Raw genomic sequence first — 25,738 nt, forward strand, 5'->3', positions numbered from 1 at the left:
TTTCTCTCTCCCACTCACTTACTTTTTCGGTTCTGCTTTTTGGCCAAACTCTTTTTCCCATTTTTCTAAAATTTTGTCACGATTTTCTGCTGCCCATTTAAAGTCATTCTTTTTATATAATTTTTCAGTAACATCTTTCGGGAATCCCTCTGGAAGTTTATAATCATTTTTAATTGTCGCAAATCCATTTTTCTCAAAGTATAACTTCATTACATCATCAGTAATTGCCCAATCTAAAAATGCTTGTGCTAATTTATCATTTTTCGCATTATCTTTCTTAATAAGTGCGTTCGCTTCTACTTCCCACCCTAATCCTTCTTTCGGCAGTACAACTTCAACTGGTGCACCTTTTTGTTTCTCTTTTAAAGCACTATAAACCATTGATACACCGACTGGATATTCACCTGCTCCTGCTAATTTCGCTGGTTTTGATCCTGAATGCGTATAACTTGCCATATTATCATGAAGTTTCTTCATGTAATCCCAGCCTTTATCTTCACCCATGATTTGTAGCCATGCAGAAACTGTTAAAAATCCTGTTCCAGATGATGCTGGATGTGGCATAACAAGTGTTCCTTTATACTCTGGTTTCGTTAAATCTTCATATGATTCTGGCATCGGTAAATTTTTCTTCTTTAACTCTTCTTTATTTACAGCAATCCCCGTCATAAATGCAGTATTTCCTACCCATTTTTCAGGTTGCTTATCATCTTTAAATTGTGGAAGAACACGATCTGCTCCTTTTGGAGAGTATCCTTTTAACATATCTTTTTTATCTAAAGCTAATAGACTTGATGCCGCAGTTCCCCATACAACATCTGCTTGTGTATTTTTCCCTTCAGCTAGCAATTTCGCAGTAATAACTCCTGTTGAATCACGTACAATGTTCAATTTCACATCAGGATATTTCTTTTTAAAGGAATCAAGATAAATTGGTACAAGCTCTTCTTCAATTGCTGTGTAAACAGTTAATGATCCAGATAATTTGTCATCTTTCACTTTCGCTCCAGCACTTTCTTCCTTCTTTGCACCACACCCCATTAATAACGAAAATACCATTCCAGTCGCTACAGCTTTAAAGATTGTTTTTTTCACTGTTTCTCTCTCCTTTTACAAATCTTATGTACAACTCAAATATAAACAACTAGTGTAAAAGCAGTATTAAACCAACATTAATCTTTTGTTTGTTGTTTGTTTTTGTGTAATACGTTGCTACTTCTATGTTTTTTCGCATTTTTCTGCTAATAGAAAACACTAAATTTACAAATAATTAAAAAAACCTTTATAATCCCACAAAAAAATGAGGCGTTTGTAAAAAACGCCTCATTTTTGTTTCCCTTTTTTTGAATTACGATTAGCATACTTTGCGCTATTTTCTCCTTCATACTCTAATGCAAATTCTGCATCTGGTAAGCTTTCTTTCGGAGTTTTATTATTATTGATTGCCGCATTTTGTTTCACTTTTCTTTTTACCAATACATTCACCTGCTCTCAAGAAATCACTTTCTACTCTAGTTTGAAACAACTTAAAATAATTATTACTGGCAAGTGTTAACAAGTACATAAGAGGCGTTAGATGGAAATACTACGTATGAAGAAATCATTATAAAAAGGAGCGATAATTTTGAAGAAAAAAGAAAAGATTCAATCACCAATTTTAGACGAAACGCTCCCGCATCAAATGAATTTTCCATCTTTTAAAGGAACAGGAAAAACGATGCAACAACCTTTTGTGAATCAATATGATGTTGTAATTGGAGACAGTAAATATAATTCCGAGAACAGTCCACTTAACAATTGGAGTGATAAAATAGATCCTGCCATTATGGCTGGCGATGAGTGGATCCATCCTACAAATGATATTGGGTGGATTTCAGAAGAAAATCAAGAGTTGCTAAAAAACGAAGCGGATAATAAAAATGAAGCTTTTATGCATCCACAATTTGGAATTAACGACTAAAAAACCATTCTACCTAACGTAGGTAGAATGGTTTCATACTATCCAATAATAATCCGCTCTTTCGGGTATTTATAGCGAGGTGGTTGTTCCCTTCCACCACTAGCTAAAATAAATGTTAAAATACCAACGCGTCCGATAAACATAAGCACAATAAGTACAAGTTTCCCAACAGTTGTTAAATCAGGCGTAACACCTGTTGATAGTCCCGTCGTTCCGAAAGCAGAACAAACTTCAACAATTAAGCTCATAAGCGGTACATTTTCCGTAATAGATAAAATGAATAGCGCAGTAGCACATAACAAAATCCCCATCGTCATAACGACAGATGCTTTCAGTACATCCTCTTCATGTAGCTGACGTTTGAAGACTCTAACTGTTCTACCACCCCTTGCAAAGGTATATAGTGACAATATACTAACAGCAAATGTTGTTGTACGTATTCCGCCCCCAACCGAACTTGGAGATGCCCCTATAAACATTAATATACTCATAAATAAAAGCGTCGGTTGTGACAATTCACGTATATCCATCGTAGCAAGTCCACCACTTCGCGTCGTCACAGATTGGAATAATGTATAAAATACAGTTTCATGCCATGACTTTCCTACTAAAAAATGATTTCTCTCCAGTAAAAAAATCATAATTGTACCAACAACAACGAGTGCAAAAAATGTTGTTGTCGTCAATTTTGTAAATAATGAAAAACGGAATAATTGTTGTCTCCTTTTACTAAGGAATTGTTTCACTTCCATTAGCACAGGGAAACCAATCGCTCCTAAAATAATTAGTAACATATGAATCATTTGAACAATATAATCTTTTTTATAAGGAATTAATGATTGTCCTGTTAAATCAAATCCGCCGTTCGTAGTCGCACTAACAGCTGCAAAGAAACCGTGAAAATAAGCTTCTTTCCAAGTCGGAAAGTAAAGTAAAAATCTTGTACCTAATAGGATTGCTCCAATAAGTTCTATTGAAATAATTACAATCAAAATAGAACGCATCAATTCTACAAGACCCGATAAATTCCCTTGATTATGGTCTGCCATAATTAATCTTCTTCTTTGCAAACCAATCTTTTTCCCCGTAATGATCCAAACAAATGTACCAAGCGCCATAATTCCTAAGCCGCCTAATTGTAGAATAAGGGCTAAAACAATAATTCCTGCTGTAGTAAACGTATCTGAAATCGTAATAACAGACAGTCCCGTAACGCTTACCGCACTAACCGATGTAAAAAGCGCATCTATAAATGTCCATTTCACACCAGGCTTCGTAACAAACGGTAAACTAAGCAATATCACCGATACAACTACTGCTAACAAATAAAACAAAACGATGAGTTGTACAGGACGTAATTTTTGTAAAAACTTTTTTATATCTCTCATTCCATCACTTCGCTACCTTTTTTCTATCGATTAAATAAAGAAAAATCTTTACTTTCTTTATTTGTAAATAACTGCTCAAATAATTTGGCAAAGACCATTCCATATACAGTTCCATTACCTCCATACGGCAATGCGTAAAACAAATTATGTATCTTTTCGTCTTCTTTTAAAATGGGGAGACCATCATGAGTACCACCAAACGCGGCTGCCCAATAGTAGTCTGCCTGTATATTTTTATACTGCGGGAACATCTCTTTTACAATATTAATAAGGATATCACGCTTATGCAATAATTTCGTATCACCAATTGTTTGAATTTGCAGCGCTTCATCTAATCCGCCTACAATAATGCGGTTTCGATACGTTCGAAAATATAAGTAGGGCCGTGCCGTTTCCCAAATTAACGATCGCTCATGCCAGCCTTCAAACTGATCTATTTCATTTGTTACAATTGCATAAGAGGTGTCTACTGTTGTATTTTTTCTTTCTTTCTTTCCAAAAAGCGCTTCATAACCTGTCGCCATAATAATATTCTTTGCTACAATTTGATTTCCTGTTTTCGTGTAACAAATTAAATCATTTTTACGTTTTTTTATATGTATTGCCTCTGTATGTTCATATATATTAGCTCCCATTTGATTTGCTTTATGCAAAAGACTGTGCGCTAATAAATACGGATTCACCTCGGCATCACCGTGTGTATATAATGCCGCTTGTTTTATGAAAGGATAACGTTTCTTAATATCAGATTCTGTAAAATACTCAACAGGAAATCCATAATTCTGTAACGTATTGTACTCCTCTTGTAAAAATGAGACATCCTCACTTTTACTTGCATAATATAAACTACTTCTCGGAATAAAATAGGGATCAATATCGAGAGTAGGTACCACTTTCTCCATTGTCCGTAACGCTTCGTAACACAGTTTATATGCTCGTACCCCTTTTTCTTCACCAAATGTATGGATAAGTGAGGTTAACGATTTATCATGAAGAAACTGTAATACACCTACATTTGCAAATGTACTACCACATGCAATTTCTCTTTTTTCAATAAGCATTACACTCATACCTATTTTCGCTAAAGAATACGCTATATGGGCACCTGCTTCGCCACTTCCGACTACAAGCACATCACATATCATATCATTTCCTAACGGTGGATAACAAGGTACTGAAACTCCTGTATTCCAAAACAACTTACCTGTCATAAGTTTCATAATTATACTCCTAAAATATAAATTTCTCCTTTCTATGTTTTGTTATTTTTCGTAAAAAAATCCAACTAACATAGGCTAGTTGGATTTTTTATTTTTAATTAGAACGCTCTTCAAGCCAATTTCCAATCGTCGGATATGTTTGTTTTACAGCTGTTCCACCGTAAACGATAGACATATGCCCTGTTGGTAAACATACATATTGTTTATCTGTGCTAGAAATATGGTCTAGTAATGCTTCTACTTGACATGGCAAAGCGATATGATCACGTTTCCCGGAAATATTTAAGACATTCGCCTTAATATTTGCAAGATCTACCTTTTGTCCGCGAATAACGAGTTCACCCTTAACCAATTTATTATTTTGATAAAAATCACGAATCCACTGTCTGTATGATTCACCTGGGAACGGAATACCATCACCAACCCACTTTTGAACCAATCTCCAGCTTTCGACGAAGCGTTCATTCTCTGAACGATCTACTAGAGCAACATATGGACCAACAAAGTTCGTAATTGGCTTTAACATTTTGTTTCCGAAATCAATCATTTCTGGCGGAATATTTCCAAATGTATCAACCGCTTTATCTAAATTGAAGTATTTCTCATCTAACAAAGGACCATACAATCCTGTTTCAGAGAAATCAAAAGGACTTGTCATGAAAATTAAATTACGAATTGGCATGTGCGGATGAAGCGCTGCATAAATAGAAGTTAGCGTTCCACCCATGCAATAACCAAGTAAAGAAATCTCGTCCGATTTTGCAGTTCGCATTACTTTTTTTACTGCTTTTGCAATATAATCAAACACGAAATCATCAAATTTCAAATGACTATCTTCTAAACCAAATGTGCCCCAATCAAGCATATATACATCAAAACCACGATCCACTAGATATTCCACTAAACTATTTCCAGGAGTTAAATCCATAATATATGGTTTATTAATAAGAGCATATATTAACAGAATTGGAACTCTTTGTGTTTTTTCTTGTTTTGGAATGTAGCGATAAAGCTTCGTCTTATTCTTCGTCCAAATAACCTCTTTCGGCGTTAATCCGACTTGCGGCTCTGGTTCACGTAATAAAATTTCACTCGCCCTTTTCACTCGGCGGTATGCTTTTCGGTACTCTTCTGGGTATAGCTCTAATTGCTTTTCCCATTCTGTTGCGAATGTAGTCATTTTTCTATCTCCTTTTTGGTCGATTTCCTTCTTAAAAAAAAGAAGTGCATTCCTGCTATGGATATGCACTTTTTTCTTACTTCATTACATATATAATCCGCCGTTAATGTTTAATTGTTGACCTGTGATATACGCACCGTCACGGCATAGGTATACTACACCTTTTGCAATTTCATCAGCTTGACCAAAACGTTTTTTCGGGATTTTTGCAACGATTTTTTGACGTACTTCTTCTGGTACTTCTGCTACCATTTCAGTATCAATAAATCCTGGGCAAATAGCATTTACAGTGACATTTGTTTTTGCAAGTTCTAACGCTAATGATTTTGTAAATCCTAACATACCCGCTTTTGCTGCTGAGTAGTTTGTTTGGCCAAATCCACCTGCTTGACCAATAATAGAAGAAATGCTAATAATTCTTCCTTCTTCTGCTTCCGTTATGTATGGAAGAACCGCACTTGTCGTATTAAATACGCTGCTTAAATTCACGTCAATTACGCGCTCCCAATCTTCACGATTTAACTTTTTGAATGTACGGTCTCTTGTAATACCAGCATTATTAACAAGAATATCAACTTTACCAAAATGATTCACAGTTTCTTCTACAAGTCGGTTTGCATCTTCTACTTTAGAAACATCCGCTTGCACTGCATAAACGTCATGTCCGTCTTTTCCTAATTCATTTACTAAATTTTCAGCTGCTTCTTTACTGCTATTATAGTTAATAACTACTTTCGCTCCCTCTTGTGCTAATGCTACTGTAATTGCTTTTCCAATTCCTTTTGCTCCACCTGTTACGATTGCTACTTTTCCATTTAATTGAACCATTTCTTTTCCCCCTTAAATGAATTTGTGAACGATTGTTATGAATCATTTTGGTACTCATACTATAGAGTCCATATATAATTATGTTTCGCTGTTTATACGTGAAAAGAGATTCTCCCTCTCTCTTTTATCTGTTATAAACAAGCGCTTTTATCATTTTTTATTTTCTGGTTTATTCGCAGGCTTTACCTCTTCTTTTACAGGTACTTGTAGTTTAGCTAGTACTGCATTTTGCTTTTCTAGCAATTCTAAAATTTGATCTACTTTTGTTTCAAGCGTACGAATATCTTGTTTTACTTTCGTTACATCACGCTTTAATGTAGGAGCTTGCCCTAAAGAATCTACTTTCTCCTCTAGAAACTCCTCAATGTTATCTACTTTATTTTCTAAGTTAATAACAAGCGTAGCCACTCTTGCGATATCCTCTTTCGTCGGCACATTTACTTGTTCTAAATAGTTTTTTGTCGTATCATTTAATGCTTTTTGATAAAACAAATTCAAATCTAGAACGCTGCCCATCCAAGCAGAATATTCTTCTGTTTTAATTGTTTCATTGAGCGCTTTTCCCCAAAATGTTTCGGTTTGTTCATAAGCATTTTTCCATGCTTGTAGTGGATCGAATTTTTGATCAATCACTTTACCTACACTCCCTTTTTCGTTTTTGAAACAATTCAACCTATTCACTATTTTCTAATATTCTGAATAAAACTTCAAGTCTATATTTTATTTTTTTCTATTTTCTAACAAATGTGTTGACTTTAAAAACAGATAGGTGTAAATTGCACTTATAAGCAAAAAATTCCATCTAACTGATTCATGAGGTGATGCACAATCATGCTACAAAATGAACCAGAACAACGCGAAAGTTTGGAGAGCAACCAAGCGAAACAACCAAACTCCATGCCAAAAAACTTCTTAGTTCCCTTCTTACTTCTCTGTCTAAAAGACTGGAGTCTTCATGGTTACAAACTTATTCAAATGCTAATGGATATCGGCTTTTCTTCTGTTGACCAAGGTAATGTTTATAGAACACTACGCAAATTAGAAAAAGAAAACCTTATTTCTTCTACTTGGGATACAAGCGATGGAGGGCCGGCAAAAAGAATTTATTCTTTAACTGAATATGGAGAGCAATATTTAACAACATGTGCGACTTCTTTTGAACATTATCAAAATATGTTGCGAACGTTTTTCACGTTATACACCAATGCATTCTTTCCATTTTCTACTTCTCCAGAAAAGGATGAAAAGGATTCTTCATCTTCACCTGGTGGTACAGCAGAGTAATCTGCGTTCACAATATGCAAAAAAACATTTGGGGGTCAAACAATGGAAACTAAACCATACGAATTAGTCGATGCATTTTGGAAAAACTGGTCTCAATCACTTTCCCTTTTCTCTTCAGCTGGGAAGCAATTAGAGCAACTTACTTTAGAAACATTAAAACAACAACAAGACGCTTTGCATAAATTAACATCAGGAGTAGATGAACTAGAAAAAGAACTACAACAACTCACTGCTCAGTTCAATAACCAATATACAGATTACGTGAAACAATTAACTGGAAACTCCTTAAATGATCAAATTAACGAGTGGCAGGACAAATGGAAGGAACTTTCTGCTCATATGCATCAGCTTACTGTTTCTCCTACAAAAACATCATTGTCAATTCTTACCCAAACAAGCGGCCAATTTGAAGAAACAACAAAACAATTTATTGAGCAACAACAATTACAACGTGAAGAGGCTCAAAAACAGTTAGAGGGTTTTTTGGAAGAGTTCAAGTCAAAACAGTTGGAACTCGCAAAAAAGTTCGAGGAAAACTCAAAAAATCTATTTACTTCCATCAAGTAAGAAAAATGTGGGAGCTAACCGCAGCACAAACAAAACTCTTTCTTCCTCCTACTACATCAAGATGGCTAACATTTTTCGATATGGAAAAGAAGGAGGACAAAATGAATCCATTTCAAGAAGCACAAACTGTTCCGGAGCTTCGCTATGATGAGATTCAAGTCGGTGATCAAGCATCCCTTACAAAAACAATTACAGATGAAGATGTTATCAATTTTGCAAAATTGACTGGGGATGTGAATCCTATTCACATTTTAGATTCTTTTGCAAAAACGACAATGTTTAAAGAACGTATTGCTCACGGTATGCTCGTTTCGAGTTTTATTTCTACCATCCTTGGAACGAAACTCCCAGGCAAAAATACGATTTATTTATCCCAAAATGTTTCATTCCGTGCCCCTGTCAAAATCGGTGATACACTTCGCGTTGTGGCAGAGGTTATTAAGAAGCGTGATGATAAAAAAATCATTACGCTGCAAACAAACATATATAATCAATCAGATGATATTGTCGTGGAAGGAACAGCGACAATACTAAAAAAAGAGTAGCAAATTTGCTACTCTTTTTTCTATCCAAGAACTTCTAATCGCACCGATTACTTCCGCGTATGAGTACGTCGTTTCCACATAAAATAACGTTACCAGTTTAGATAAGAACTTAGCTGAACTGGACTACTCATAAGGATGTGTATCAACATGGTAAAAACAAACAAATTATTAGTTCCAGGTGCAGAACAAGCACTTGAACAATTTAAATATGAAATTGCACAAGAATTTGGTGTAAGCTTAGGATCTAATACAGCATCTCGTTCTAACGGTTCAGTTGGCGGTGAAGTAACAAAACGTCTTGTTGCTTTAGCTCAACAACAATTACGTGGATAATAATATAACATATGGCTTAGAGGCAGATATTCTCTGCCTCTTTCTATTTTCAACATACATAATGGTGCTTTTTCACATACTAATCAAAACGAAAGGAGCGATCTGTAAAATGAAACGGATTAATATTAGCATGAGCCCTCCCCGCGTTCTTACTTTGTCTTTTCTTGTATTATCAGTTGTCGGCACATGTTTATTAAAACTACCCATTGCTACGACAACGTCCATTTCATGGCTCGATGCCTTATTTACAACCGTTTCCGCTTGTACTGTTACTGGGCTTGGTGTTGTAGATACTGGAAAAGTATTTACTTTGTTTGGACAATGTGTCATTTTAACGCTTATACAAGTTGGCGGGCTTGGCATTATGAGCTTTGCTGTCTTAATTGCGATTATGCTCGGAAGAAAAATCGGTCTTCAAAATCGAATTTTACTGCAACAAGCATTAAATCAAACGAATATCGGCGGCATCATCCGTCTTGCCAAAGCATTATTTTTATTCTCTTTTACAGTCGAATGTATCGCTACTATAATTCTTTCTTTTGAATGGGTACCAAAATATGGGGTTATGAAAGGGATCTATTATAGTTTTTTCCATTCAATCTCAGCCTTTAACAATGCTGGCTTTTCTGTGTGGAGCGATAATTTAATGTCCCATTCTCATAGCATTCTTGTCAATCTCGTCATTTCCTCTCTCATCATTTTAGGTGGAATTGGTTTTACAGTAATCGTAGACATAAAAAGAAAGAAAAACTTTAAAAACCTTACACTACATTCAAAACTTATGCTCTCTTCTACTCTAATCGTCAACATTATTGCTACCCTTTTTATTTTTATATTCGAGTTCCATAACTCCCTTTCTATGAGAGGTTTTACCCCATTTGAAGAAGGATTGGCATCTTATTTTCAAGCAATTTCAACGCGAACTGCCGGGTTTAATACAGTTGATATTTCTACATTGTCAAAACCTTCTCTCCTATTAATGATGCTCCTTATGTTTATTGGTGCTGGTAGCGCTTCAACTGGTGGTGGGATTAAGTTAACAACATTTTTAATCATATTTTTTGGCGTATTTAAATTTTTACAACAACAAGAGGATATTGTCGTATTTAAAAAATCCATTAAAGATACTCTCATTGTCAAATCATTAACCATTACTATTATTTCAATTTCATTTATCTTTTTTGCTATTTTAATTTTGAGTATTACTGAGCGAGTTCCTCTATTGATGAGTGCTTTCGAAGTATTTTCAGCATTTGGGACTGTTGGCCTCAGTATGAATTTAACACCCCACTTAACTATAATCGGAAAAGCTATTATTATCTTTATGATGTTTTTCGGGAAAATGGGTCCTTTAACATTGGCTTTTTCATTTGCTCGTAAAAAGAACCTGAAAATAAAATATCCGAATGAAGATATTTTAACAGGTTGACAACCGTATAAATTATCCATATAATGAGAATACAATAACATATCTCCAAAGGGGAGTAGCGTCCAAGAATATTTCTTGGAAACAAAGTCGTCATTACGTAGAACTTAGTTCTTCCGGCTTTGTTGGCATTTTTTATTACATATGTCTAGCAAGACCTTTGCCTATTAACGGCAGAGGTCTTTTTTGCATTCACTTCCAGATTTTTCCAAAGTTAATAGGCAGGAGTATGGGGAAACTAAATAGTGGGGAAATTCTTCACTTATTTAGAACTTATAGAAATGAGAGGAGAATGTACATGGATGTATCATTATTATTGGAGTATGGTTGGGTATTACTCATCCTAATTGCACTTGAAGGGATTTTAGCGGCTGATAACGCTCTTGTTCTTGCAATTATGGTAAAACATTTACCAGAAGAAAAACGAAAGAAAGCACTATTTTATGGATTAGCGGGGGCATTTGTTTTCCGATTTGGATCGTTATTTATGATTTCGTTCTTAGTCGATGTATGGCAAGTGCAAGCAATTGGTGCCATCTACCTTATGTTTATCGCTGGTAATCACTTATTTAAAACATATGTTAAAAAGAATACAGATGAAGAAACAGAAGAAAAAGAAGCAAAGAAAAAACAAGAGAACTTTTGGTGGACTGTATTTAAAGTTGAGGTTGCTGATATCGCCTTCGCAGTTGATTCAATTTTAGCTGCTGTTGCACTAGCAATGACTTTACCAAAAACAGGATTAGGTACAATTGGTAGTCTTGATACTGGGCAATTCGCTGTTATCTTTGTAGGTGGACTTATCGGATTAATCATTATGCGATTTGCAGCAACTGCTTTCGTACAAATCTTAAAACGTAAACCAGGACTTGAAACCGCAGCATTCTTAATTGTAGGTTGGGTTGGTGTGAAGCTAGCAGTTTATACATTAGCACACCCTGCATTAAATGTAATTCCACATTCATTCCCAGAATCCACTCCGTGGAAGCTTACATTCTGGATTGTATTAGTCGGAATCGCAGTTGGTGGTTGGTTCTTCTCAAAAGAAGTAGAAGTAAAAGTAGAAAAGAATTTAGACGAAAAAGCGCTGTAATTACAGCGCTTTTTCTTTTTTCTTTCTTCCTCTCAATGTCCAGAAAAAATTCCATTATACTACCTTTTGTAAACGTTTTCTTAATGTATGTATGTCCTTTTTGTGAAACATTGCACAAACTTATTGAAAGTGAGAACAATTCCATGTACTTTATTCATATAAGGAGTATTTATAGAAGATTTACTAAAGGAGCGTATTACTCATGCTAGAACAAGAACTAGATTATGTTGTCAAACTGGCTAAAAGCAAAAAGAAAATACTAGATACAAACCCAATGCAATATTTCATTCGTGCTGCACTTGCGGGTATTTATATCGGTTTTATTATTGTACTATGTTTTAAATTAGGTAACTTTTTTCACATTGCAGATTCACCAGCAACTTATTTAGCTGCTTCTATGTTTTTCGGGATTGCTCTCGTACTTATTATATATGGCGGTGCTGAATTGTTTACTGGGAACACAATGTACTTTACTGTAGCAACTTTAAGAAAAGAAACAACGATTTCTGATACACTACGTAACTGGGTTGCTTGTTATGCAGGTAACTTAGCCGGCGCGTTATTCTTTGCCTTACTATTTTACGCAACTGGAATTTTTGAAGCAATTGATCACGGTCACTTAATGAATAAAGTCGTTGAAGGAAAGATGAACACACCTACAATGCAGTTATTCTTTAAAGCCATTTTATGTAACTGGCTCGTATGTCTTGCTTGTTTCTTACCTTCTCAGGTTAAAGGTGACACAGCAAAAATAATAGTCATGATGCTACTTGTTTTCACATTCTTCTTATCTGGTTACGAACATAGTATTGCAAACTTATCACTCTTTGCTTTATCTTTAGTTTCACCGCATCCTGAGACAATTTCTTTTTCAGGTGCTATTCATAACTTAATTCCTGTTACAATCGGTAACATTATTGGCGGATCAGTATTTGTCGGTATGGTATACCACTACTTAACAAAGAAAACACCTGAAGTTCAACAGGAAGAAACTGAAATCGCAGTAGCTCAACAAGAAGAGATTATTCCTTTACAAGCACATATGAAACACTAAAAACTCCAAAGTTTTACTTTGGAGTTTTTAGCTTCCCACGTATTTAACAACAAGGTGAGGATTAATTTCTCCTTCTTCCTTTCCCTTATCCATTCTCTGTTTCATCTTGTGCATACCGATGACATCATTCGTATGAAGGTGAATTTCATTTACATATAATCCCTCTGTACAAAAAGCTTCTACAAAATCTAGTCCATTTTTTGCTCCCCAGCCCATATTATAATCAAGGGAAAGAATATTCACATCATAATTCCGAACCATTTGCAAGGCACATTCTACTGTAGTTGCGGACACATACCCGAACGGGCAACTTCTTTGATCATCCATATATACGTTCATTTTCGATTCCCTCTCTAATTTGAATAAACAGCTAATACATAGCACATTGCCCCAAAACTAATAAAAGGACCAAATGGAATTGGCTTTCGTACTTCTATACGTTTTAATCCGATACCAATCCCGAAAAAACAAAGACTAAAACAAGATGCTAAAAATAAAACGATAAAAACTCCCTTCACTCCTACTATAAAACCAAGTAACGAAAGTAGTTTTATATCTCCTCCGCCAAGCCCTTCTGGATATATCTTTTGCATGCAATATAACAAAAGGAATATAACACCACTACCAACTATACTATCTGTCCAAGTAACTAATTGTACAAAAACACTTTCGAGAATGAGTAAAACCGCAAACGAAATTAAAATACAATCAGGAATTAACATATATAAGTAATCTGTAACTGAAATAATAAGAAGTAGCGAAAAAAGGGATAAAATGATAATAAGTTCTCGTTCTATTCCAATCATATACACGGTAAGAAGAAATATACTTCCTGTTATACATTCAAATGCTACATATATAATTGGAATTTTCCTCTTACAATTCGTACAACAGCCTCTTTGTATATAAAATGAAATGATGGGGATTAGTTCTTTTGGCCTTAGCACATATTTGCAATAATAACAATGTGAACGCGGGGTAATAATAGACGCACCTAATGGAACCCTCACCGCAACTAACATAAAAAAAGAACCAAACACCATCCCTGCTAACAGTGCATATAAATAAGTGAACATCCCTTCCTCTCCTTTCCCAAAAAACATAGCAAAAAAAGGAGAGAACTTCTACTTCATATTATCCTTTATTCTACTAAAAAAGCAGGCCATTTTCCGGCCTGCTTTCCCCTCTTTTATACGATGAAATATACTGCTTTTAATGGTCCATGTACTCCGACAACAAGATTCATCTCAATGTCAGCCGAGTTACTTGGCCCTGTAATAAAGTTAATACAAGATGCCGCTGTCTCCCCATTTTCTACGCGTGAGTTCATATCCTGAACTGCTTGTGTAATACGAGGCACAAGTGTTTCACGTGGAATAATAGCAAAATATACAGTCGGTAAAAAGTGTAAAGAACGTCCCTGCCCTTTATGACTTTGTACAACAATTGTACCAGATTCGGCTAATGTATAATCACTAAATGCAATACCAATATTCGCTTTTTCAGCTAAACGCATATTTTCGTCTTTTCTCTCTGGATCCCATACGTTTACTTCAACGTCTCGCTTTGGAAGTTCTTCTTTAAATAAAGATGTTAAACCATATGCATCAAAACGATCATCTGCTGATAATAAAATAGGTCCCCCGCCGTTTTCCATGATTACTTTTTGAAGGTCTTCACCTAAACGGTCATTTGTCGTTTCTACTACAGTTGTATGAATGTTTGTACATTGCTTTTTAAACACTTCTAGTAATTCTTCTTGTGAATAATCTTTTAACGTTTCTATATTCACATTACTTTTCCATACTGGACGCTCTACACCTTCTGTTTTACGTGCGCGCCCAAGTTCTTTTGCAATGTTATCTAGAAAGGCATCACGGTTTTGAATTAATCCTGTCATTATTTATCCCCGCCTTTCTTATGATCTTTATACCAATCACGGAATCGTTCTTTACTTGGAGCTGGGAATTCACGAATATCCGTCCAGTTTTTAAGTGGTCCAACACCTTTTGATACACGATTACCAGATGTAAATGGACTCATTGCCGCTGGTGCCATTTTTGAACCCATTTTATATAAAGCAGCTGAAGAAGCACCCATACTAAACATTTTCATCGCTAGTTTTTCTGCAAGTGGTGCACGACCTTCTTGCTCAACGATGACTTGACGATGTTTTAATAATAAATCATGCAACGGAATTTTTACTGGACAAGCTTCTGTACATGCTCCGCATAAACTAGATGCATAAGGAAGCTCTTTGTAATCATCATATCCACCTAGAAGCGGTGTTAATACCGCACCGATTGGTCCTGAGTAAATCGATCCATATGAATGTCCACCAACGTGACGATATACAGGACATACGTTAACACAAGCAGCGCAACGAATACATTGTAATACGGAACGGAATTCAGATCCAAGAATTTGAGAGCGACCATTATCAACAACCACTAAATGGAATTCTTCAGGTCCATCAACTTCCTCTTCTTGAATTGGTCCTGCTACTGTTACATAACTTGTTAATTTTTGACCTACTGCACTACGACATAGTAAACCAACTAAAACATCTAATTCTTCCATTGTCGGAACCATACGTTCCATACCCATTACCGCAATTTGTGTTTTAGGAATTGACATAACAAGATCTGCATTACCTTCATTCGTTACTAAACAAAGAGATCCAGTATTGGCAACAGCAAAGTTACAACCAGTTACACCAATTTCTGCATCCATAAATTTCTCACGAAGTTGTTTACGAACAAACTTTGTCATTTCATATGGGTCATCAGAATTTTCATAGCCTAGCTTTTCTTTAAATACATCGCGAATTTGCGTTCTATTTTTATGAAGTGCAGGTGCAATAATATGTGAAGGTGGATCATTATCTACTTGCAAGATATACTCTCCTAAGTCACTCTCTAATACGTCACAGCCAATCTCTTCAAGCGCATGATTCATACTAATTTCTTCTGTTACCATCGACTTTGATTTTACTACTTTTTTCGCTTGTTTCTTTTTGGCAACGTCTTGAATATACTTTGCAGCTTCCTCTTTCGTCTTCGCAAAGTACACGTGTCCGCCTCTTTTTGATACATTTTCACTTAACTGCATTAAGTAATAATCCAGATTTTCTAACGTATGTTGACGAATTTGTTCACCTAGTTCACGCCACTCTTCCCAGTTTCCTAATTCATCTGCAGCTTTTAAGCGATTCGTATATAAACGCGTTTGTGCAGAAGATACTGCTCCGCGCATAAACGAATCTTGAATTCCATCACCAACGCGATCATTAAATTTTTTCTCACTGATTTTCATAGACATAGCTTATGTTCCCCCTTCATGAGCGACTATTCAGTACCTCAGCAATATGCATTACTTTTACTTCTTTTCCTAAACGCTCAATACGTCCGCCAATGTTTAACAAACACCCACAATCTGCACCGATTAAATAATCTGCACCTGTTTCCATGACACTATCTACTTTTTCGTCTACCATTTGCTCAGAAATTGGAGTCATCTTAACTGAAAACGTTCCCCCAAACCCGCAACAATTTTGCACGTTTGGCAAATCTCTCACAGTTAATCCTTTTACATTTGATAATAAAATTCCTGGTGCTTCTTTTACTCCAAGCATACGCGTCATATGACATGATTTATGAATAGTAGCTATCCCTGGTAAACTTGCACCAACATCTGTAACTTTTAAAACATCTACAATAAACTGTGTAAATTCATAAGTTTTATCAGCAACTTTTTGTGCACGTTTAGCCCACTTTGGATCATCTTTGAAAACATGCGGATACTCATGAAACATTGTCGCACAAGAACCAGATGGCGTAACAATATATTCTGCATCTTCAAAAGTTTCAATCATATGTTTCATCGCTTCTTTTGCTGCTTCTACATGGCCGCTATTATAAGCAGGCTGCCCACAACAAACTTGTGCTTCTGGAAATTCAATTTCACAACCTAAACGCTCCAACACTTCAACTGTTGCTTTGCCGACATTTGTTTCAAACATATCGACTAAACAAGTAACAAATAAAGTAACTTTCATAACTATTACTCCCCCTTTTTACAACTTCACCAACAAACATATGGTCATCAGATGACTTAGCAGAGAAGAAATAGGCTCAACCATGGCCTATCCTCTCCCTCTTCTAAAGAAAACGCTTACTTAATCTTTCTCTATTTTATCAGAAAATTAAATTTTTAAAAGATTAAATTACGAATTTATATCGTTTTTACCTGTGACAATATGTTCTACATTTGTTAAATGATCTAGCATTGCTTGCTGCGCTAATTCTACATCTTGTTTTAACACCGCATCATATATAACTTGATGCTCTTCTATAAGTCGTTCTGATGTCGTTTGTTCACCATATAAAATAATGCGTCTTGATTCACCAATTGTTTCAGCAATCATCTCTGAAACATGATTCATGAGTTCAAGCAAAATGTTATTATGCGAAGACTCTGCAATTCCCATGTGAAATTGAAAATCGGCTTTTTCGCCAGCCTTTTCATCTCCAATGCTCTTTGCCATTTCATCTAACCAATGTTTCATATTTTGTAAGTTATCTTCCGTACGTTTTGCCGCCGCTACTCGAACTGCCCCCACTTCAAGCACCTTTCGTACTTCTAATAAATTCAAAATATCTTCTTTCTTCATTAATAATCTATTGTTTAATGATTTCGTTAATGAAGAAGAATCGAAGTTCTTCACATATGTACCTTCTCCTTGTTTCATCTCAATTAAGCCCATCGCTCTTAGCGCACTTAGCGCTTCACGAACAGCAGATCTGCCAACTTGAAACTGCTCAGCTAATTGATGCACAGGGAGTAGTTTGTCACCAGGTTTTAACGTACCATTTTTAATCATTGTTAAAATAGCTTCAGATACTTCTTCGTAAATTTTTTTCGGTTTAATAGATTTGTACTCCAGTTAAATCACCTCAGTATCTTCCAAACAACAATTGAAACGATTTATAAGAACTTTGCATCATAACTATTTTAGACCGAATTGATAAGAAGTACAAATGTTTTGTTCATAAAATAGTCAAATTTTCGATATTTATTACATATTAATTTATATTTTTACGTATAAAGTGAAACTTTAATCAGTGGAGGTTTTGTTCATCGCCCACTGATTATTAGCTCTCACCAATCGGGCTTTTACGGGCAGCAGGGCCTCCACCTAACTTCTTTGCTTCCGTTGAATTTTGAGGTGAGTGTCTTACTGCCCGGCGAATAGCGGGATAAATATTTTCTTCAATAAAAAGAACATGTCCTAAAAATTAGAACATGCTCCCCTCATCCTGTACATTCAGTTTAATAATAACCGTTGTTCCCTTATCTTTTTCACTTTCAATTTTCCACTGTCCACCATGTATATGAACAATTTGTTTCACAATAGCAAGGCCTAAACCTGTTCCACCGTGTTGACGACTTCTCGCTTTATCAACTCGGTAAAAGCGTTCTCCAAGATTCTCCAAATGTTCTATATCAATACCAATTCCTGTATCTTTTATTTTTAATTCACAGTAATCATCGATTTGCTCTAAAGTTATAACGATATTTCCTTTTTGATTTGTATACCGTATCGCATTATCTAACACATTATGAAGCACTTGTTGCATACGATCCTCATCAATCATGACAATGACCTCTGGATTTAAATTGGTTGAAATATGAATTTCCTTTTCTATAAACTTAATCTCATAGGTATCTAATACGTCTTCAATCAGCTGTGAAAAAACGATAGGTTGCTTCTTTAACGGAAAGTGCTCACCTTCTAATTGTGCTAAGTCTAACAAGTCATGAACGAGACGCTGCATACGACCTGCTTCTTTATGAATTAGCTGCGTTACTTTTTCCTGCTGCGGTCCCTTTGCAACACCATCTAAAATAGCCTCGCTATACCCTTTTATATAACTAAGTGGTGTTCTAAGTTCATGCGAAACATTTGCTAAAAATTCCTTACGCTTTACATCTTCTGTTTCTAATGAATTTGCCATTTTATTAAATGCTTTTCCTAATCGTCCAATTTCATCCTCTGAAGAAACTGTAATCCGCTCCGAAAAATCTCCCGTAGCCAAATGATTTGCAACCCGCTCCATTTGCGAAAGTGGCTTCGTAATTGCAATTATAATTTTCCTTCCAACCCATATCGTAATTAAAATCATAGCAATTGCTAACGGTGCTAAAATAAGACCCATATCATAGATTAAATCTTTTATACTTTTTAAAGGAATATACGAATAGACAATTCCGACTAATTTTTTATTTTCCAATACAGGGATGACAACCCCCATAATATTACGGTCAAAATGTTCTTCATATCCTATTTTTGTCACAGTTTTCCCGTCTAATAGCGTTTGCCTATCTCCTTCACTTATAAGAGAATGATGATGCACATCAAAAGGCAAACATGCGCTTAAATCACGCGGATTAGACACGAAAATAACGTCTGAACTAGATATTTGATCAAACGATCTTACTTTCTCTTCAAAAGTTGATATTCCTTCACGCTTATCATATTGAGCAGCAAGACTTTTTCCTTCCATTACTAACGAAGCTTTTAAATTATCAACGTATAATTTTTCATACGAGTATAAAGATACGAAATAAAGAAAGGACACTGTTACACATACTGCACATACTACTGTAAGCCAAAGTTTTTGTACCATCGTAAACATACGTTACACCTCAAATTTATAGCCTACACCCCAAACAGTTTGAATGTAGTTTCCACTTTCTCCAAGCTTCAAGCGCATCGTTTTCACATGCGTATCTACCGTTCTTGTACTTCCGGCATAATCATATCCCCATACCTTTTCAAGTAATTGCTCCCGGCTAAATACTTGTCCTGTATGTTGGCAAAGAAAATATAATAAATCAAACTCCTTTACAGTAAGAGAAATCGGCTCACCACCCGCCTCTATTCGTCTACTTTTTTCATTGATAAGAATTGGTCCAAATTGAATCTCTTCTTGCTGTTCTTGCTTTGTATATCTTCTTAGCACAGCTTCCATACGGGCAACCAATTCACCAGGACTAAACGGTTTTACAATATAGTCATCTGCTCCCATACGTAAGCCGTTCACCCTATTCCACTCTTCACCTTTTGCCGTTAAAAATATAATCGGCACATCTGACGTTTTTCTAATTTCTTTACAAACTGAAAGTCCATCCATTTCTGGCATCATTATATCTAATACAACGAAATCATAATGATCCGTTTCTAGTTTTTTAAGAGCCTCTTTTCCATTCTCAGCTTCTCCCCACTCATATCCAAAGTTATCCAAATACATTCCAACAAGCTGTCTCATATCACTTTCATCATCTACAACTAGCACTCTATATTTATTCATTGTCCTTCCCTTCCCTCTCTATGAGTTGAAACGGTCCTTTTCCGACTTTAATTGTTTGTTTTATTTTCAAATTCTTCATATCTATAACGCACACTTCATCACTATCATAACTGGCTACATACCCTTCTGCTCCGCTCTCAAAAAATGCAAATGGATTCGACCCTACTTCTACAGAAGCTATTTCTTTATATGTGCTAATATCAAACTTTCTAAGTGTATTCGACCCATGACTGAGTGCATATACGTACTTACTATCCTTCGTTATATTCACAGGCATAAATGGAGCGTGTAAAGAACGCACCATTTCTCCACTCTGTAAAGAATACACTAACACTTTCTCATTTACTTGATTTCCATCACCATGTCCGCCAATCCATATTTCTTTCCCATCAGGACTAATCGTCGCTCCTGTTGATGCTGGCGGAATCATAAAGGATTGAATAACTTCTTTTTTCTTCGTATCAATTGTCGTTAGTTTCGTATCATAAAAGTTTAGTACAGATAACCGATTCTGATACTCTACCATCGTTATAGGCCCTTTTCCTGTTGAAACACTTCCTGTCTCTTTCCCATTTATCGTAAAGAACCTTACCTTTTGAACATTTTGATCAGCAGCAAATAATTGTTTTTTATCTGCTGATACGACCACATTTACAATGCCCTTTCCAGTTTTATATTTTCCCACTTGCCTTCCTTCCGCTAGTGAATATACATACATATATTCTAATTGCTTACCGTATACAAGTATTTCATCGCCATTTGGAAGCAGTGTGATTCCGGCCATTGGCTCATTTAGTTCCCATGTCGTAATTAACTTTTTATCTTTTTTATCAATAAAACTAATGCTGCCTTCTTTTATATTCGTAGTTATAATAACATTTTTATCTTTAGCAATTGGTGTATATGAACTTCCTTGACACCCTACTAGTAGAAATAAAAAACAGAGAAGAAAAACATACTTTCTCAAAAGATTCCCTCCATCTTCGGATGATTTCGTTATAATTGTAAAATAACAAATAAATGTGTGGAAAGTGTGAAATTTCCCTTTCTTACTCAATTTACATATATAATGTACAACAAATAGAATTTGAGGTGTGTCAATTATGCTATTTCCTGATTTAGCGAATAAAATTGTACGAGAAGTACGCAGACTAATTACAGAAAATATTATTATCATTAATATAGAAGGCGTTATTATCGCAAGTACAGATACAGAAAGAATTGGTCAATTTCATGAAGGTGCACTCCGCTGCGCCAAACAAAAGAAAACCGTCATCATTACAAAAGAAGATGAAAGGCGATTGCAAGGTGTAAAGGCGGGGATGAATCTTCCTTTATTATTTCATGATGAAGTAATTGGTGTCATTGGGATTACAGGAGAACCTGAAAATATCTCACGCTACGGAGAAATATTGCGTAAGATGACCGAATTATTAATTCATGAAAACTACTTTTTAGAGCAACTAGAACTTGAGCACCGTTCTTATGAAGCTTTTGTCTTTGATTGGCTTCAAAATACAGAGTGGTCCCCGAGTTTTCTTGATCGCGCCAAAACACTTGGCATTGATTTATATAAGAAAAAACAACTTATTTTGTTTTCTATTGGCAAAAATGACACGATGCTCCAGCGTAAAATATGGCAACACATACGTAATATTTTAACAAAAGAGCATCTATTTGTTCGTTGGGGAAATGATCGTTTTATTTTATTTACAGCAACGAGCTCAAAAGAGCAAACTTATCAATTTTTAAAACGGTTAAAACAAGACTGCGAAACTTTATTTTCTATTTCTTTATATATCGGGATTGGACGAACAGTTACCTCAAACAATATGAACATATGTTACGAACAAGCATTACGCGCTCTTTCTGTATCATTGGAAACGAAAAAAATTGTATTTAATGAAGATTTACGTTTAGAAATGTGTTTACAAGATATTTCTGCCGAAACGCGTGAACAATTTCTAGAGCGTACCATCGAAAACTTATTATCATTTCCTGAGCTTATACATACTTTGCGCTTATTTATCGATTATAACCAATCTTATAAACAGACGGCTAAACAATTACATATACACATTAACACATTACATTACAGGCTAAAAAAGATTGAAGAACATACAGGACTTGATCCAAAACAATTCAAAGACTTAAACGTTTTATACTTCGCACTCCTCCTATTAGATGATCATACAAAAAAGAACGATAAAACAGATTAATCTTTAGATGATTATACATAGAAAGAATCCCTCGACTTTTTTATCATTATAATGAAAGCACTGTTACCACGTTGTTTATTATAACTAAACACGTTAACAGTTTGAGGGGGATTTCCAATGTTAGAAAAACAAATTATTCATTCATTCGTATCTATTGTTGGCGAAGATAATGTAGATACATCCAATATGGGGCGTTTAACTTATAGTTATGATGCCACCCCAAACTTCCAAGCAATGCCTGATGCAGTCATTGCTCCTCGTAATACAAATGAAGTAGCTGAAGTGTTAAAAGTATGTAACACTCACAAAATTCCTGTGTATGTGCGCGGGTCTGGAACAAATCTTTGCGCAGGAACATGTCCACTTGAAGGCGGTATCGTCCTTATTTTCCGCCATATGAACAATATTTTAGAAATTGATGAAGAAAACTTAACAATTACTGTACAAGCAGGTGTCATTACACTTGATATTATTAAAGCGGTAGAAGAAAAAGGTTTATTTTATCCACCAGATCCAAGCTCGATGAAAATTTCTACAATCGGCGGTAATATTAATGAAAACTCAGGTGGATTACGCGGTTTGAAATACGGCGTAACACGTGATTATGTAATGGGGCTTGAACTTGTCTTACCAAATGGCGATATTATTCGCACTGGTGGTAAATTAGCAAAAGATGTAGCTGGTTACGATTTAACTCGTTTATTTATCGGTTCTGAAGGAACACTTGGCGTGGTAACAGAAGCTATATTAAAACTTGTTCCTATGCCTGAAACAAAGAAAACAATGCTTGCACTATATGAAGATATTAATGAAGCTGCACGTGCTGTTTCTTCTATTATTGCAAATAAAATCATTCCAGCAACACTGGAGTTCTTAGACCAACCGACAATTGAAGTAGTAGAAGAGTTTGCGCAAATCGGTTTACCTACAGATGTAAAAGCAATTTTATTAATTGAACAAGACGGCCCTCCCGAAGTAGTCAATCGAGACATTGAAAACATGGCTAATGTTTGCCGCTCTATGAATGCAGTTGATGTTCGTATTGCAAAAGACGAAACAGAAGCAGATGCGCTTCGTACCGCTCGCCGTAGTGCTCTATCAGCGCTCGCACGATTAAAACCTACTACAATATTAGAAGATGCGACTGTACCACGTTCACAAATCGCTCCGATGGTTGAAGCTATTAATGCCATTGCAAAAAAATATAATATTCCTATTTGTACGTTTGGACACGCTGGTGATGGTAATTTACATCCAACTTGTATGACAGACGCTCGTAATGCAGAAGAAATGCACCGAGCTGAACAAGCTTTTGCTGAAATATTTGCGAAAGCAATTGAACTTGGTGGCACAATTACTGGTGAACATGGTGTTGGTGCAATGAAAGCTCCATATTTAGAAATGAAATTAGGTAAAGAAGGTATTGCAGCTATGCAAGGAATAAAGCAAGCTTTCGATCCAAATAACATTATGAATCCTGGAAAAATGTTCGCGAAAGACACTCGAAAAAGAGTGGTGGTTGAGCAATGACCACATTAAATAAAGAAAATATTCAAAAAGAATTTAAAGAACGATTAAGTGAAGATGAATTACTAAACTGTATGCGATGCGGTTTTTGTTTACCTACTTGTCCTACCTACATTCAATCCGGATATAAAGAGTCACATTCACCACGCGGACGTATCGCATTGATGAAAGCAGTCGTTGATGGTTTAATCGAACCAGATGAAGATGTTGAACATACATTAAACGTTTGTCTTGGTTGCCGTGCTTGTGAACCTGTTTGTCCATCTGGTGTAAATTATGGACATTTATTAGAAGAAGCTCGTGATATTATTAATCAAAATAAAAAATTCTCAGTGCCAGTGAAAGCTGTTCGAAAAGTCGTTTTTGAAGGACTATTCCCCCATCAAAATCGAATGAGAACATTAACTGGACTAATCGGATTTTATCAACGTTCTGGTTTACAAACGCTAACACATAAAACAGGGATTATGAAGTTATTCCCTGAAACACTTGCAACGATGGATCTCGTTTTACCAAAAGTCCCTAAAATGAAAGCCATGAAAGATCGTCCTTCATTTTTACCTGCAGAAAGTACAAAGAAAAAACAAGTTGCATTCTTCACAGGCTGCTTAATGGATACGATGTTTTTAGAAACAAATAACGCAACGATGAAACTTCTTCAATTAGCTGGTTGTGATATCGTTATTCCAAAAACACAAAGTTGCTGCGGTGCATTGCATGGACATGCTGGTGAAAAGAGTGGAGCAAAAGAATTAGCAAAGCGAAATATAAAAGCATTCGAAGATTTAAACATCGACTATATTATTACGAATGCAGGTGGTTGCGGGGCTTATCTCGTAGACTATGATTATCTTTTAAAAGATGATCCGGATTGGGCTGAACGTGCTAAGCAGTTTGTTTCTAAAATTAAAGATATTACTGCTATACTAGTAGAACTAGACTTCCATAAGCGAACTGACTTACGACTCACGCCGCAAGTTATTACGTATCAAGACTCTTGTCATTTACGCAATGTTATGCGCACATCTTCTGAACCTCGTATGTTACTAGAGGCTATCCAAGGTGCAACATATCGAGAAATGAAAGATGCCGACCGCTGCTGTGGCTCTGCTGGTATTTACAATATTGTTCATTCAGAGTTATCAATGGAATTTCTAGATTACAAAATGGACCGTGTGCATGAAACAGAAGCAGCAACCATTGTTACTGCAAATCCAGGTTGTTTATTACAAATGAAATTGGGTATTGAGCGAGAAGGGCTTTCTCATAAAATGAGAGGAATTCACATTGTGGATTTATTATTAGAAGCAATTGAAACTAACTCGTAACATACGTAATAATAGGAAAACGGCTATCTCCTTCGTCTATGTAAAGAGATAGCCGCTTTTTTGTCTGCTACAACATTAAAAATATGTTACTTTATTATAAAAAAGAACAACAGAAACATTACAGTTTTGTAAAAATCAATCCATTATATTCCTCAAAAAAACGTTCAAACCATTGATACAATAGGATTCTTCATTTTCTATTTAGGTAACTTTATCCAAAAACCCCCTCTTAAAACCAAGTATAAAAACACTATAAATTCCTTTTATACTCTATATTTCTCTTATTTTTGCTCCCTTCTTCTCTTAGGATAAATTAGGTAATTTTAAAGTCTATGAATTTTTTTCCATCTTTTTTCTCGCAAATTGTATGCTACGATGAATTTGTCAGTCAGACAGGCTGTCAAAAACAAATC

The 25,738-nt window shown here is 35.5% G+C and carries 27 protein-coding genes; 11 read left to right on the forward strand and 16 right to left on the reverse strand.

Going from position 1 to position 25,738, the window contains the following annotated elements; translation table 11 throughout:
• Nucleotides 1-18: 18 nt before the first annotated feature.
• Nucleotides 19-1,095: a putative 2-aminoethylphosphonate ABC transporter substrate-binding protein gene (locus IQ781_RS08850; RefSeq protein WP_000750893.1), complete on the reverse strand. Its 1,077-nt coding sequence runs from the start codon at nt 1,093-1,095 to the stop codon at nt 19-21.
• 228 nt (nt 1,096-1,323) lie between these two features.
• Nucleotides 1,324-1,476 carry a hypothetical protein gene (locus IQ781_RS08855; protein WP_000240799.1) on the reverse strand — a complete coding sequence of 51 codons (153 nt, stop codon included), beginning with the start codon at nt 1,474-1,476 and terminating at the stop codon, nt 1,324-1,326.
• A gap of 148 nt (nt 1,477-1,624) precedes the next feature.
• Here IQ781_RS08855 and IQ781_RS08860 point away from each other — a divergent pair, with 148 nt between their 5' ends.
• Nucleotides 1,625-1,960, forward strand: coding sequence for a DUF3905 domain-containing protein (locus IQ781_RS08860; RefSeq protein ID WP_000726025.1), 336 nt, complete (start codon nt 1,625-1,627; stop codon nt 1,958-1,960).
• 38 nt (nt 1,961-1,998) lie between these two features.
• Here IQ781_RS08860 and IQ781_RS08865 read toward each other — a convergent pair whose 3' ends face one another.
• From IQ781_RS08865 to phaR, 5 genes are all read right to left on the reverse strand, one after another.
• The gene (locus tag IQ781_RS08865) at nt 1,999-3,348 is read right to left on the reverse strand and encodes a TrkH family potassium uptake protein (protein ID WP_001204705.1); all 1,350 of its coding nucleotides are present in this window, start codon (nt 3,346-3,348) and stop codon (nt 1,999-2,001) included.
• 23 nt (nt 3,349-3,371) lie between these two features.
• Entirely contained in the window at nt 3,372-4,568 is a 1,197-nt protein-coding gene (locus tag IQ781_RS08870; RefSeq protein WP_000772575.1) for an NAD(P)/FAD-dependent oxidoreductase, read from the reverse strand.
• A 94-nt stretch (nt 4,569-4,662) separates the two neighbouring features.
• A complete protein-coding gene (gene phaC, locus IQ781_RS08875; protein ID WP_000206336.1) occupies nt 4,663-5,748 on the reverse strand; it encodes a class III poly(R)-hydroxyalkanoic acid synthase subunit PhaC in 1,086 nt (361 codons plus the stop codon).
• A gap of 84 nt (nt 5,749-5,832) precedes the next feature.
• On the reverse strand, nt 5,833-6,576 hold the full coding sequence (locus IQ781_RS08880; RefSeq protein WP_000250409.1) for an acetoacetyl-CoA reductase: 744 nt from the start codon (nt 6,574-6,576) through the stop codon (nt 5,833-5,835).
• A gap of 150 nt (nt 6,577-6,726) precedes the next feature.
• A complete protein-coding gene (gene phaR / locus IQ781_RS08885; RefSeq protein ID WP_000566942.1) occupies nt 6,727-7,209 on the reverse strand; it encodes a polyhydroxyalkanoic acid synthase subunit PhaR in 483 nt (160 codons plus the stop codon).
• Between the two features lie 198 nt (nt 7,210-7,407).
• On the opposite strand from phaR, the gene phaQ reads away from it, so the two are divergent.
• The 7 genes from phaQ (at nt 7,408) to IQ781_RS08920 (ending at nt 12,878) form a co-directional block, all read left to right on the forward strand.
• Complete coding sequence (gene phaQ, locus IQ781_RS08890) at nt 7,408-7,860, forward strand: poly-beta-hydroxybutyrate-responsive repressor (protein ID WP_000939955.1); 453 nt, start codon at nt 7,408-7,410, stop codon at nt 7,858-7,860.
• Between the two features lie 42 nt (nt 7,861-7,902).
• Nucleotides 7,903-8,427, forward strand: a complete 525-nt coding sequence (gene phaP, locus IQ781_RS08895) for a polyhydroxyalkanoic acid inclusion protein PhaP (RefSeq protein WP_000448594.1) — start codon at nt 7,903-7,905, stop codon at nt 8,425-8,427.
• A gap of 101 nt (nt 8,428-8,528) precedes the next feature.
• Complete coding sequence (locus IQ781_RS08900) at nt 8,529-8,972, forward strand: MaoC family dehydratase (protein WP_001067916.1); 444 nt, start codon at nt 8,529-8,531, stop codon at nt 8,970-8,972.
• Between the two features lie 147 nt (nt 8,973-9,119).
• A complete protein-coding gene (locus IQ781_RS08905; protein ID WP_000241212.1) occupies nt 9,120-9,305 on the forward strand; it encodes an alpha/beta-type small acid-soluble spore protein in 186 nt (61 codons plus the stop codon).
• A gap of 109 nt (nt 9,306-9,414) precedes the next feature.
• Nucleotides 9,415-10,734, forward strand: a complete 1,320-nt coding sequence (locus tag IQ781_RS08910) for a TrkH family potassium uptake protein (RefSeq protein ID WP_000822361.1) — start codon at nt 9,415-9,417, stop codon at nt 10,732-10,734.
• Nucleotides 10,735-11,029: 295 nt separating this feature from the next.
• On the forward strand, nt 11,030-11,824 hold the full coding sequence (locus IQ781_RS08915; protein WP_000383314.1) for a TerC family protein: 795 nt from the start codon (nt 11,030-11,032) through the stop codon (nt 11,822-11,824).
• A gap of 202 nt (nt 11,825-12,026) precedes the next feature.
• Nucleotides 12,027-12,878, forward strand: a complete 852-nt coding sequence (locus IQ781_RS08920) for a formate/nitrite transporter family protein (RefSeq protein ID WP_242808286.1) — start codon at nt 12,027-12,029, stop codon at nt 12,876-12,878.
• A gap of 27 nt (nt 12,879-12,905) precedes the next feature.
• Here the strand turns inward: IQ781_RS08920 and IQ781_RS08925 are convergent, their stop codons facing one another.
• From IQ781_RS08925 to IQ781_RS08965, 9 genes are all read right to left on the reverse strand, one after another.
• Nucleotides 12,906-13,217, reverse strand: coding sequence for a cyclic-phosphate processing receiver domain-containing protein (locus IQ781_RS08925; protein WP_074047894.1), 312 nt, complete (start codon nt 13,215-13,217; stop codon nt 12,906-12,908).
• 14 nt (nt 13,218-13,231) lie between these two features.
• On the reverse strand, nt 13,232-13,954 hold the full coding sequence (locus tag IQ781_RS08930) for a prepilin peptidase (protein ID WP_016124301.1): 723 nt from the start codon (nt 13,952-13,954) through the stop codon (nt 13,232-13,234).
• Between the two features lie 113 nt (nt 13,955-14,067).
• Complete coding sequence (locus tag IQ781_RS08935; protein ID WP_000147187.1) at nt 14,068-14,778, reverse strand: LutC/YkgG family protein; 711 nt, start codon at nt 14,776-14,778, stop codon at nt 14,068-14,070.
• The gene (locus IQ781_RS08940) at nt 14,778-16,199 is read right to left on the reverse strand and encodes a LutB/LldF family L-lactate oxidation iron-sulfur protein (RefSeq protein WP_063220229.1); all 1,422 of its coding nucleotides are present in this window, start codon (nt 16,197-16,199) and stop codon (nt 14,778-14,780) included. The genes IQ781_RS08935 and IQ781_RS08940 overlap by 1 nt, the downstream gene beginning before the upstream one ends.
• Before the next feature lie 16 nt (nt 16,200-16,215).
• Complete coding sequence (locus IQ781_RS08945) at nt 16,216-16,935, reverse strand: (Fe-S)-binding protein (RefSeq protein ID WP_000869148.1); 720 nt, start codon at nt 16,933-16,935, stop codon at nt 16,216-16,218.
• Nucleotides 16,936-17,103: 168 nt separating this feature from the next.
• On the reverse strand, nt 17,104-17,760 hold the full coding sequence (locus IQ781_RS08950) for a FadR/GntR family transcriptional regulator (RefSeq protein ID WP_000594450.1): 657 nt from the start codon (nt 17,758-17,760) through the stop codon (nt 17,104-17,106).
• A 415-nt stretch (nt 17,761-18,175) separates the two neighbouring features.
• Nucleotides 18,176-19,576 carry a sensor histidine kinase gene (locus IQ781_RS08955; RefSeq protein WP_000494796.1) on the reverse strand — a complete coding sequence of 467 codons (1,401 nt, stop codon included), beginning with the start codon at nt 19,574-19,576 and terminating at the stop codon, nt 18,176-18,178.
• 3 nt (nt 19,577-19,579) lie between these two features.
• On the reverse strand, nt 19,580-20,251 hold the full coding sequence (locus IQ781_RS08960; RefSeq protein ID WP_001046398.1) for a response regulator transcription factor: 672 nt from the start codon (nt 20,249-20,251) through the stop codon (nt 19,580-19,582).
• Nucleotides 20,244-21,218: a YncE family protein gene (locus tag IQ781_RS08965; RefSeq protein WP_001234154.1), complete on the reverse strand. Its 975-nt coding sequence runs from the start codon at nt 21,216-21,218 to the stop codon at nt 20,244-20,246. Before IQ781_RS08965 ends, IQ781_RS08960 begins: the two co-directional genes overlap by 8 nt.
• A gap of 136 nt (nt 21,219-21,354) precedes the next feature.
• Between IQ781_RS08965 and IQ781_RS08970 the strand changes: the two genes are divergently transcribed.
• From IQ781_RS08970 to IQ781_RS08980, 3 genes are all read left to right on the forward strand, one after another.
• Nucleotides 21,355-22,470, forward strand: coding sequence for a CdaR family transcriptional regulator (locus tag IQ781_RS08970; RefSeq protein WP_139847177.1), 1,116 nt, complete (start codon nt 21,355-21,357; stop codon nt 22,468-22,470).
• 117 nt (nt 22,471-22,587) lie between these two features.
• A complete protein-coding gene (glcD, locus tag IQ781_RS08975; RefSeq protein WP_000890755.1) occupies nt 22,588-24,000 on the forward strand; it encodes a glycolate oxidase subunit GlcD in 1,413 nt (470 codons plus the stop codon).
• Complete coding sequence (locus tag IQ781_RS08980) at nt 23,997-25,325, forward strand: (Fe-S)-binding protein (RefSeq protein ID WP_000209620.1); 1,329 nt, start codon at nt 23,997-23,999, stop codon at nt 25,323-25,325. The genes glcD and IQ781_RS08980 overlap by 4 nt, the downstream gene beginning before the upstream one ends.
• The last annotated feature ends 413 nt before the right edge of the window (nt 25,326-25,738 follow it).

It is taken from the genome of Bacillus sp. N447-1 (assembly GCF_022701035.1).
Taxonomy (GTDB): Bacteria; Bacillota; Bacilli; order Bacillales; family Bacillaceae_G; genus Bacillus_A; species Bacillus_A cereus.

Bases quoted from the DNA above. Each gene is read 5' to 3' on its own strand.
- IQ781_RS08970 (WP_139847177.1), top strand. From the start codon at position 21,355: ATGCTATTTCCTGATTTAGCGAATAAAATTGTACGAGAAGTACGCAGA.
- IQ781_RS08980 (WP_000209620.1), top strand. From the start codon at position 23,997: ATGACCACATTAAATAAAGAAAATATTCAAAAAGAATTTAAAGAACGA.
- IQ781_RS08950 (WP_000594450.1), bottom strand. From the start codon at position 17,760: ATGATTAAAAATGGTACGTTAAAACCTGGTGACAAACTACTCCCTGTG.
- IQ781_RS08955 (WP_000494796.1), bottom strand. From the start codon at position 19,576: ATGTTTACGATGGTACAAAAACTTTGGCTTACAGTAGTATGTGCAGTA.
- phaP (WP_000448594.1), top strand. From the start codon at position 7,903: ATGGAAACTAAACCATACGAATTAGTCGATGCATTTTGGAAAAACTGG.
- glcD (WP_000890755.1), top strand. From the start codon at position 22,588: ATGTTAGAAAAACAAATTATTCATTCATTCGTATCTATTGTTGGCGAA.
- phaC (WP_000206336.1), bottom strand. From the start codon at position 5,748: ATGACTACATTCGCAACAGAATGGGAAAAGCAATTAGAGCTATACCCA.
- IQ781_RS08905 (WP_000241212.1), top strand. From the start codon at position 9,120: ATGGTAAAAACAAACAAATTATTAGTTCCAGGTGCAGAACAAGCACTT.
- IQ781_RS08910 (WP_000822361.1), top strand. From the start codon at position 9,415: ATGAAACGGATTAATATTAGCATGAGCCCTCCCCGCGTTCTTACTTTG.
- IQ781_RS08880 (WP_000250409.1), bottom strand. From the start codon at position 6,576: ATGGTTCAATTAAATGGAAAAGTAGCAATCGTAACAGGTGGAGCAAAA.
- IQ781_RS08925 (WP_074047894.1), bottom strand. From the start codon at position 13,217: ATGAACGTATATATGGATGATCAAAGAAGTTGCCCGTTCGGGTATGTG.
- IQ781_RS08915 (WP_000383314.1), top strand. From the start codon at position 11,030: ATGGATGTATCATTATTATTGGAGTATGGTTGGGTATTACTCATCCTA.
- IQ781_RS08945 (WP_000869148.1), bottom strand. From the start codon at position 16,935: ATGAAAGTTACTTTATTTGTTACTTGTTTAGTCGATATGTTTGAAACA.
- IQ781_RS08960 (WP_001046398.1), bottom strand. From the start codon at position 20,251: ATGAATAAATATAGAGTGCTAGTTGTAGATGATGAAAGTGATATGAGA.
- IQ781_RS08930 (WP_016124301.1), bottom strand. From the start codon at position 13,954: ATGTTCACTTATTTATATGCACTGTTAGCAGGGATGGTGTTTGGTTCT.
- IQ781_RS08900 (WP_001067916.1), top strand. From the start codon at position 8,529: ATGAATCCATTTCAAGAAGCACAAACTGTTCCGGAGCTTCGCTATGAT.
- IQ781_RS08940 (WP_063220229.1), bottom strand. From the start codon at position 16,199: ATGTCTATGAAAATCAGTGAGAAAAAATTTAATGATCGCGTTGGTGAT.
- IQ781_RS08920 (WP_242808286.1), top strand. From the start codon at position 12,027: ATGCTAGAACAAGAACTAGATTATGTTGTCAAACTGGCTAAAAGCAAA.
- phaQ (WP_000939955.1), top strand. From the start codon at position 7,408: ATGCTACAAAATGAACCAGAACAACGCGAAAGTTTGGAGAGCAACCAA.
- IQ781_RS08935 (WP_000147187.1), bottom strand. From the start codon at position 14,778: ATGACAGGATTAATTCAAAACCGTGATGCCTTTCTAGATAACATTGCA.
- IQ781_RS08865 (WP_001204705.1), bottom strand. From the start codon at position 3,348: ATGAGAGATATAAAAAAGTTTTTACAAAAATTACGTCCTGTACAACTC.
- IQ781_RS08870 (WP_000772575.1), bottom strand. From the start codon at position 4,568: ATGAAACTTATGACAGGTAAGTTGTTTTGGAATACAGGAGTTTCAGTA.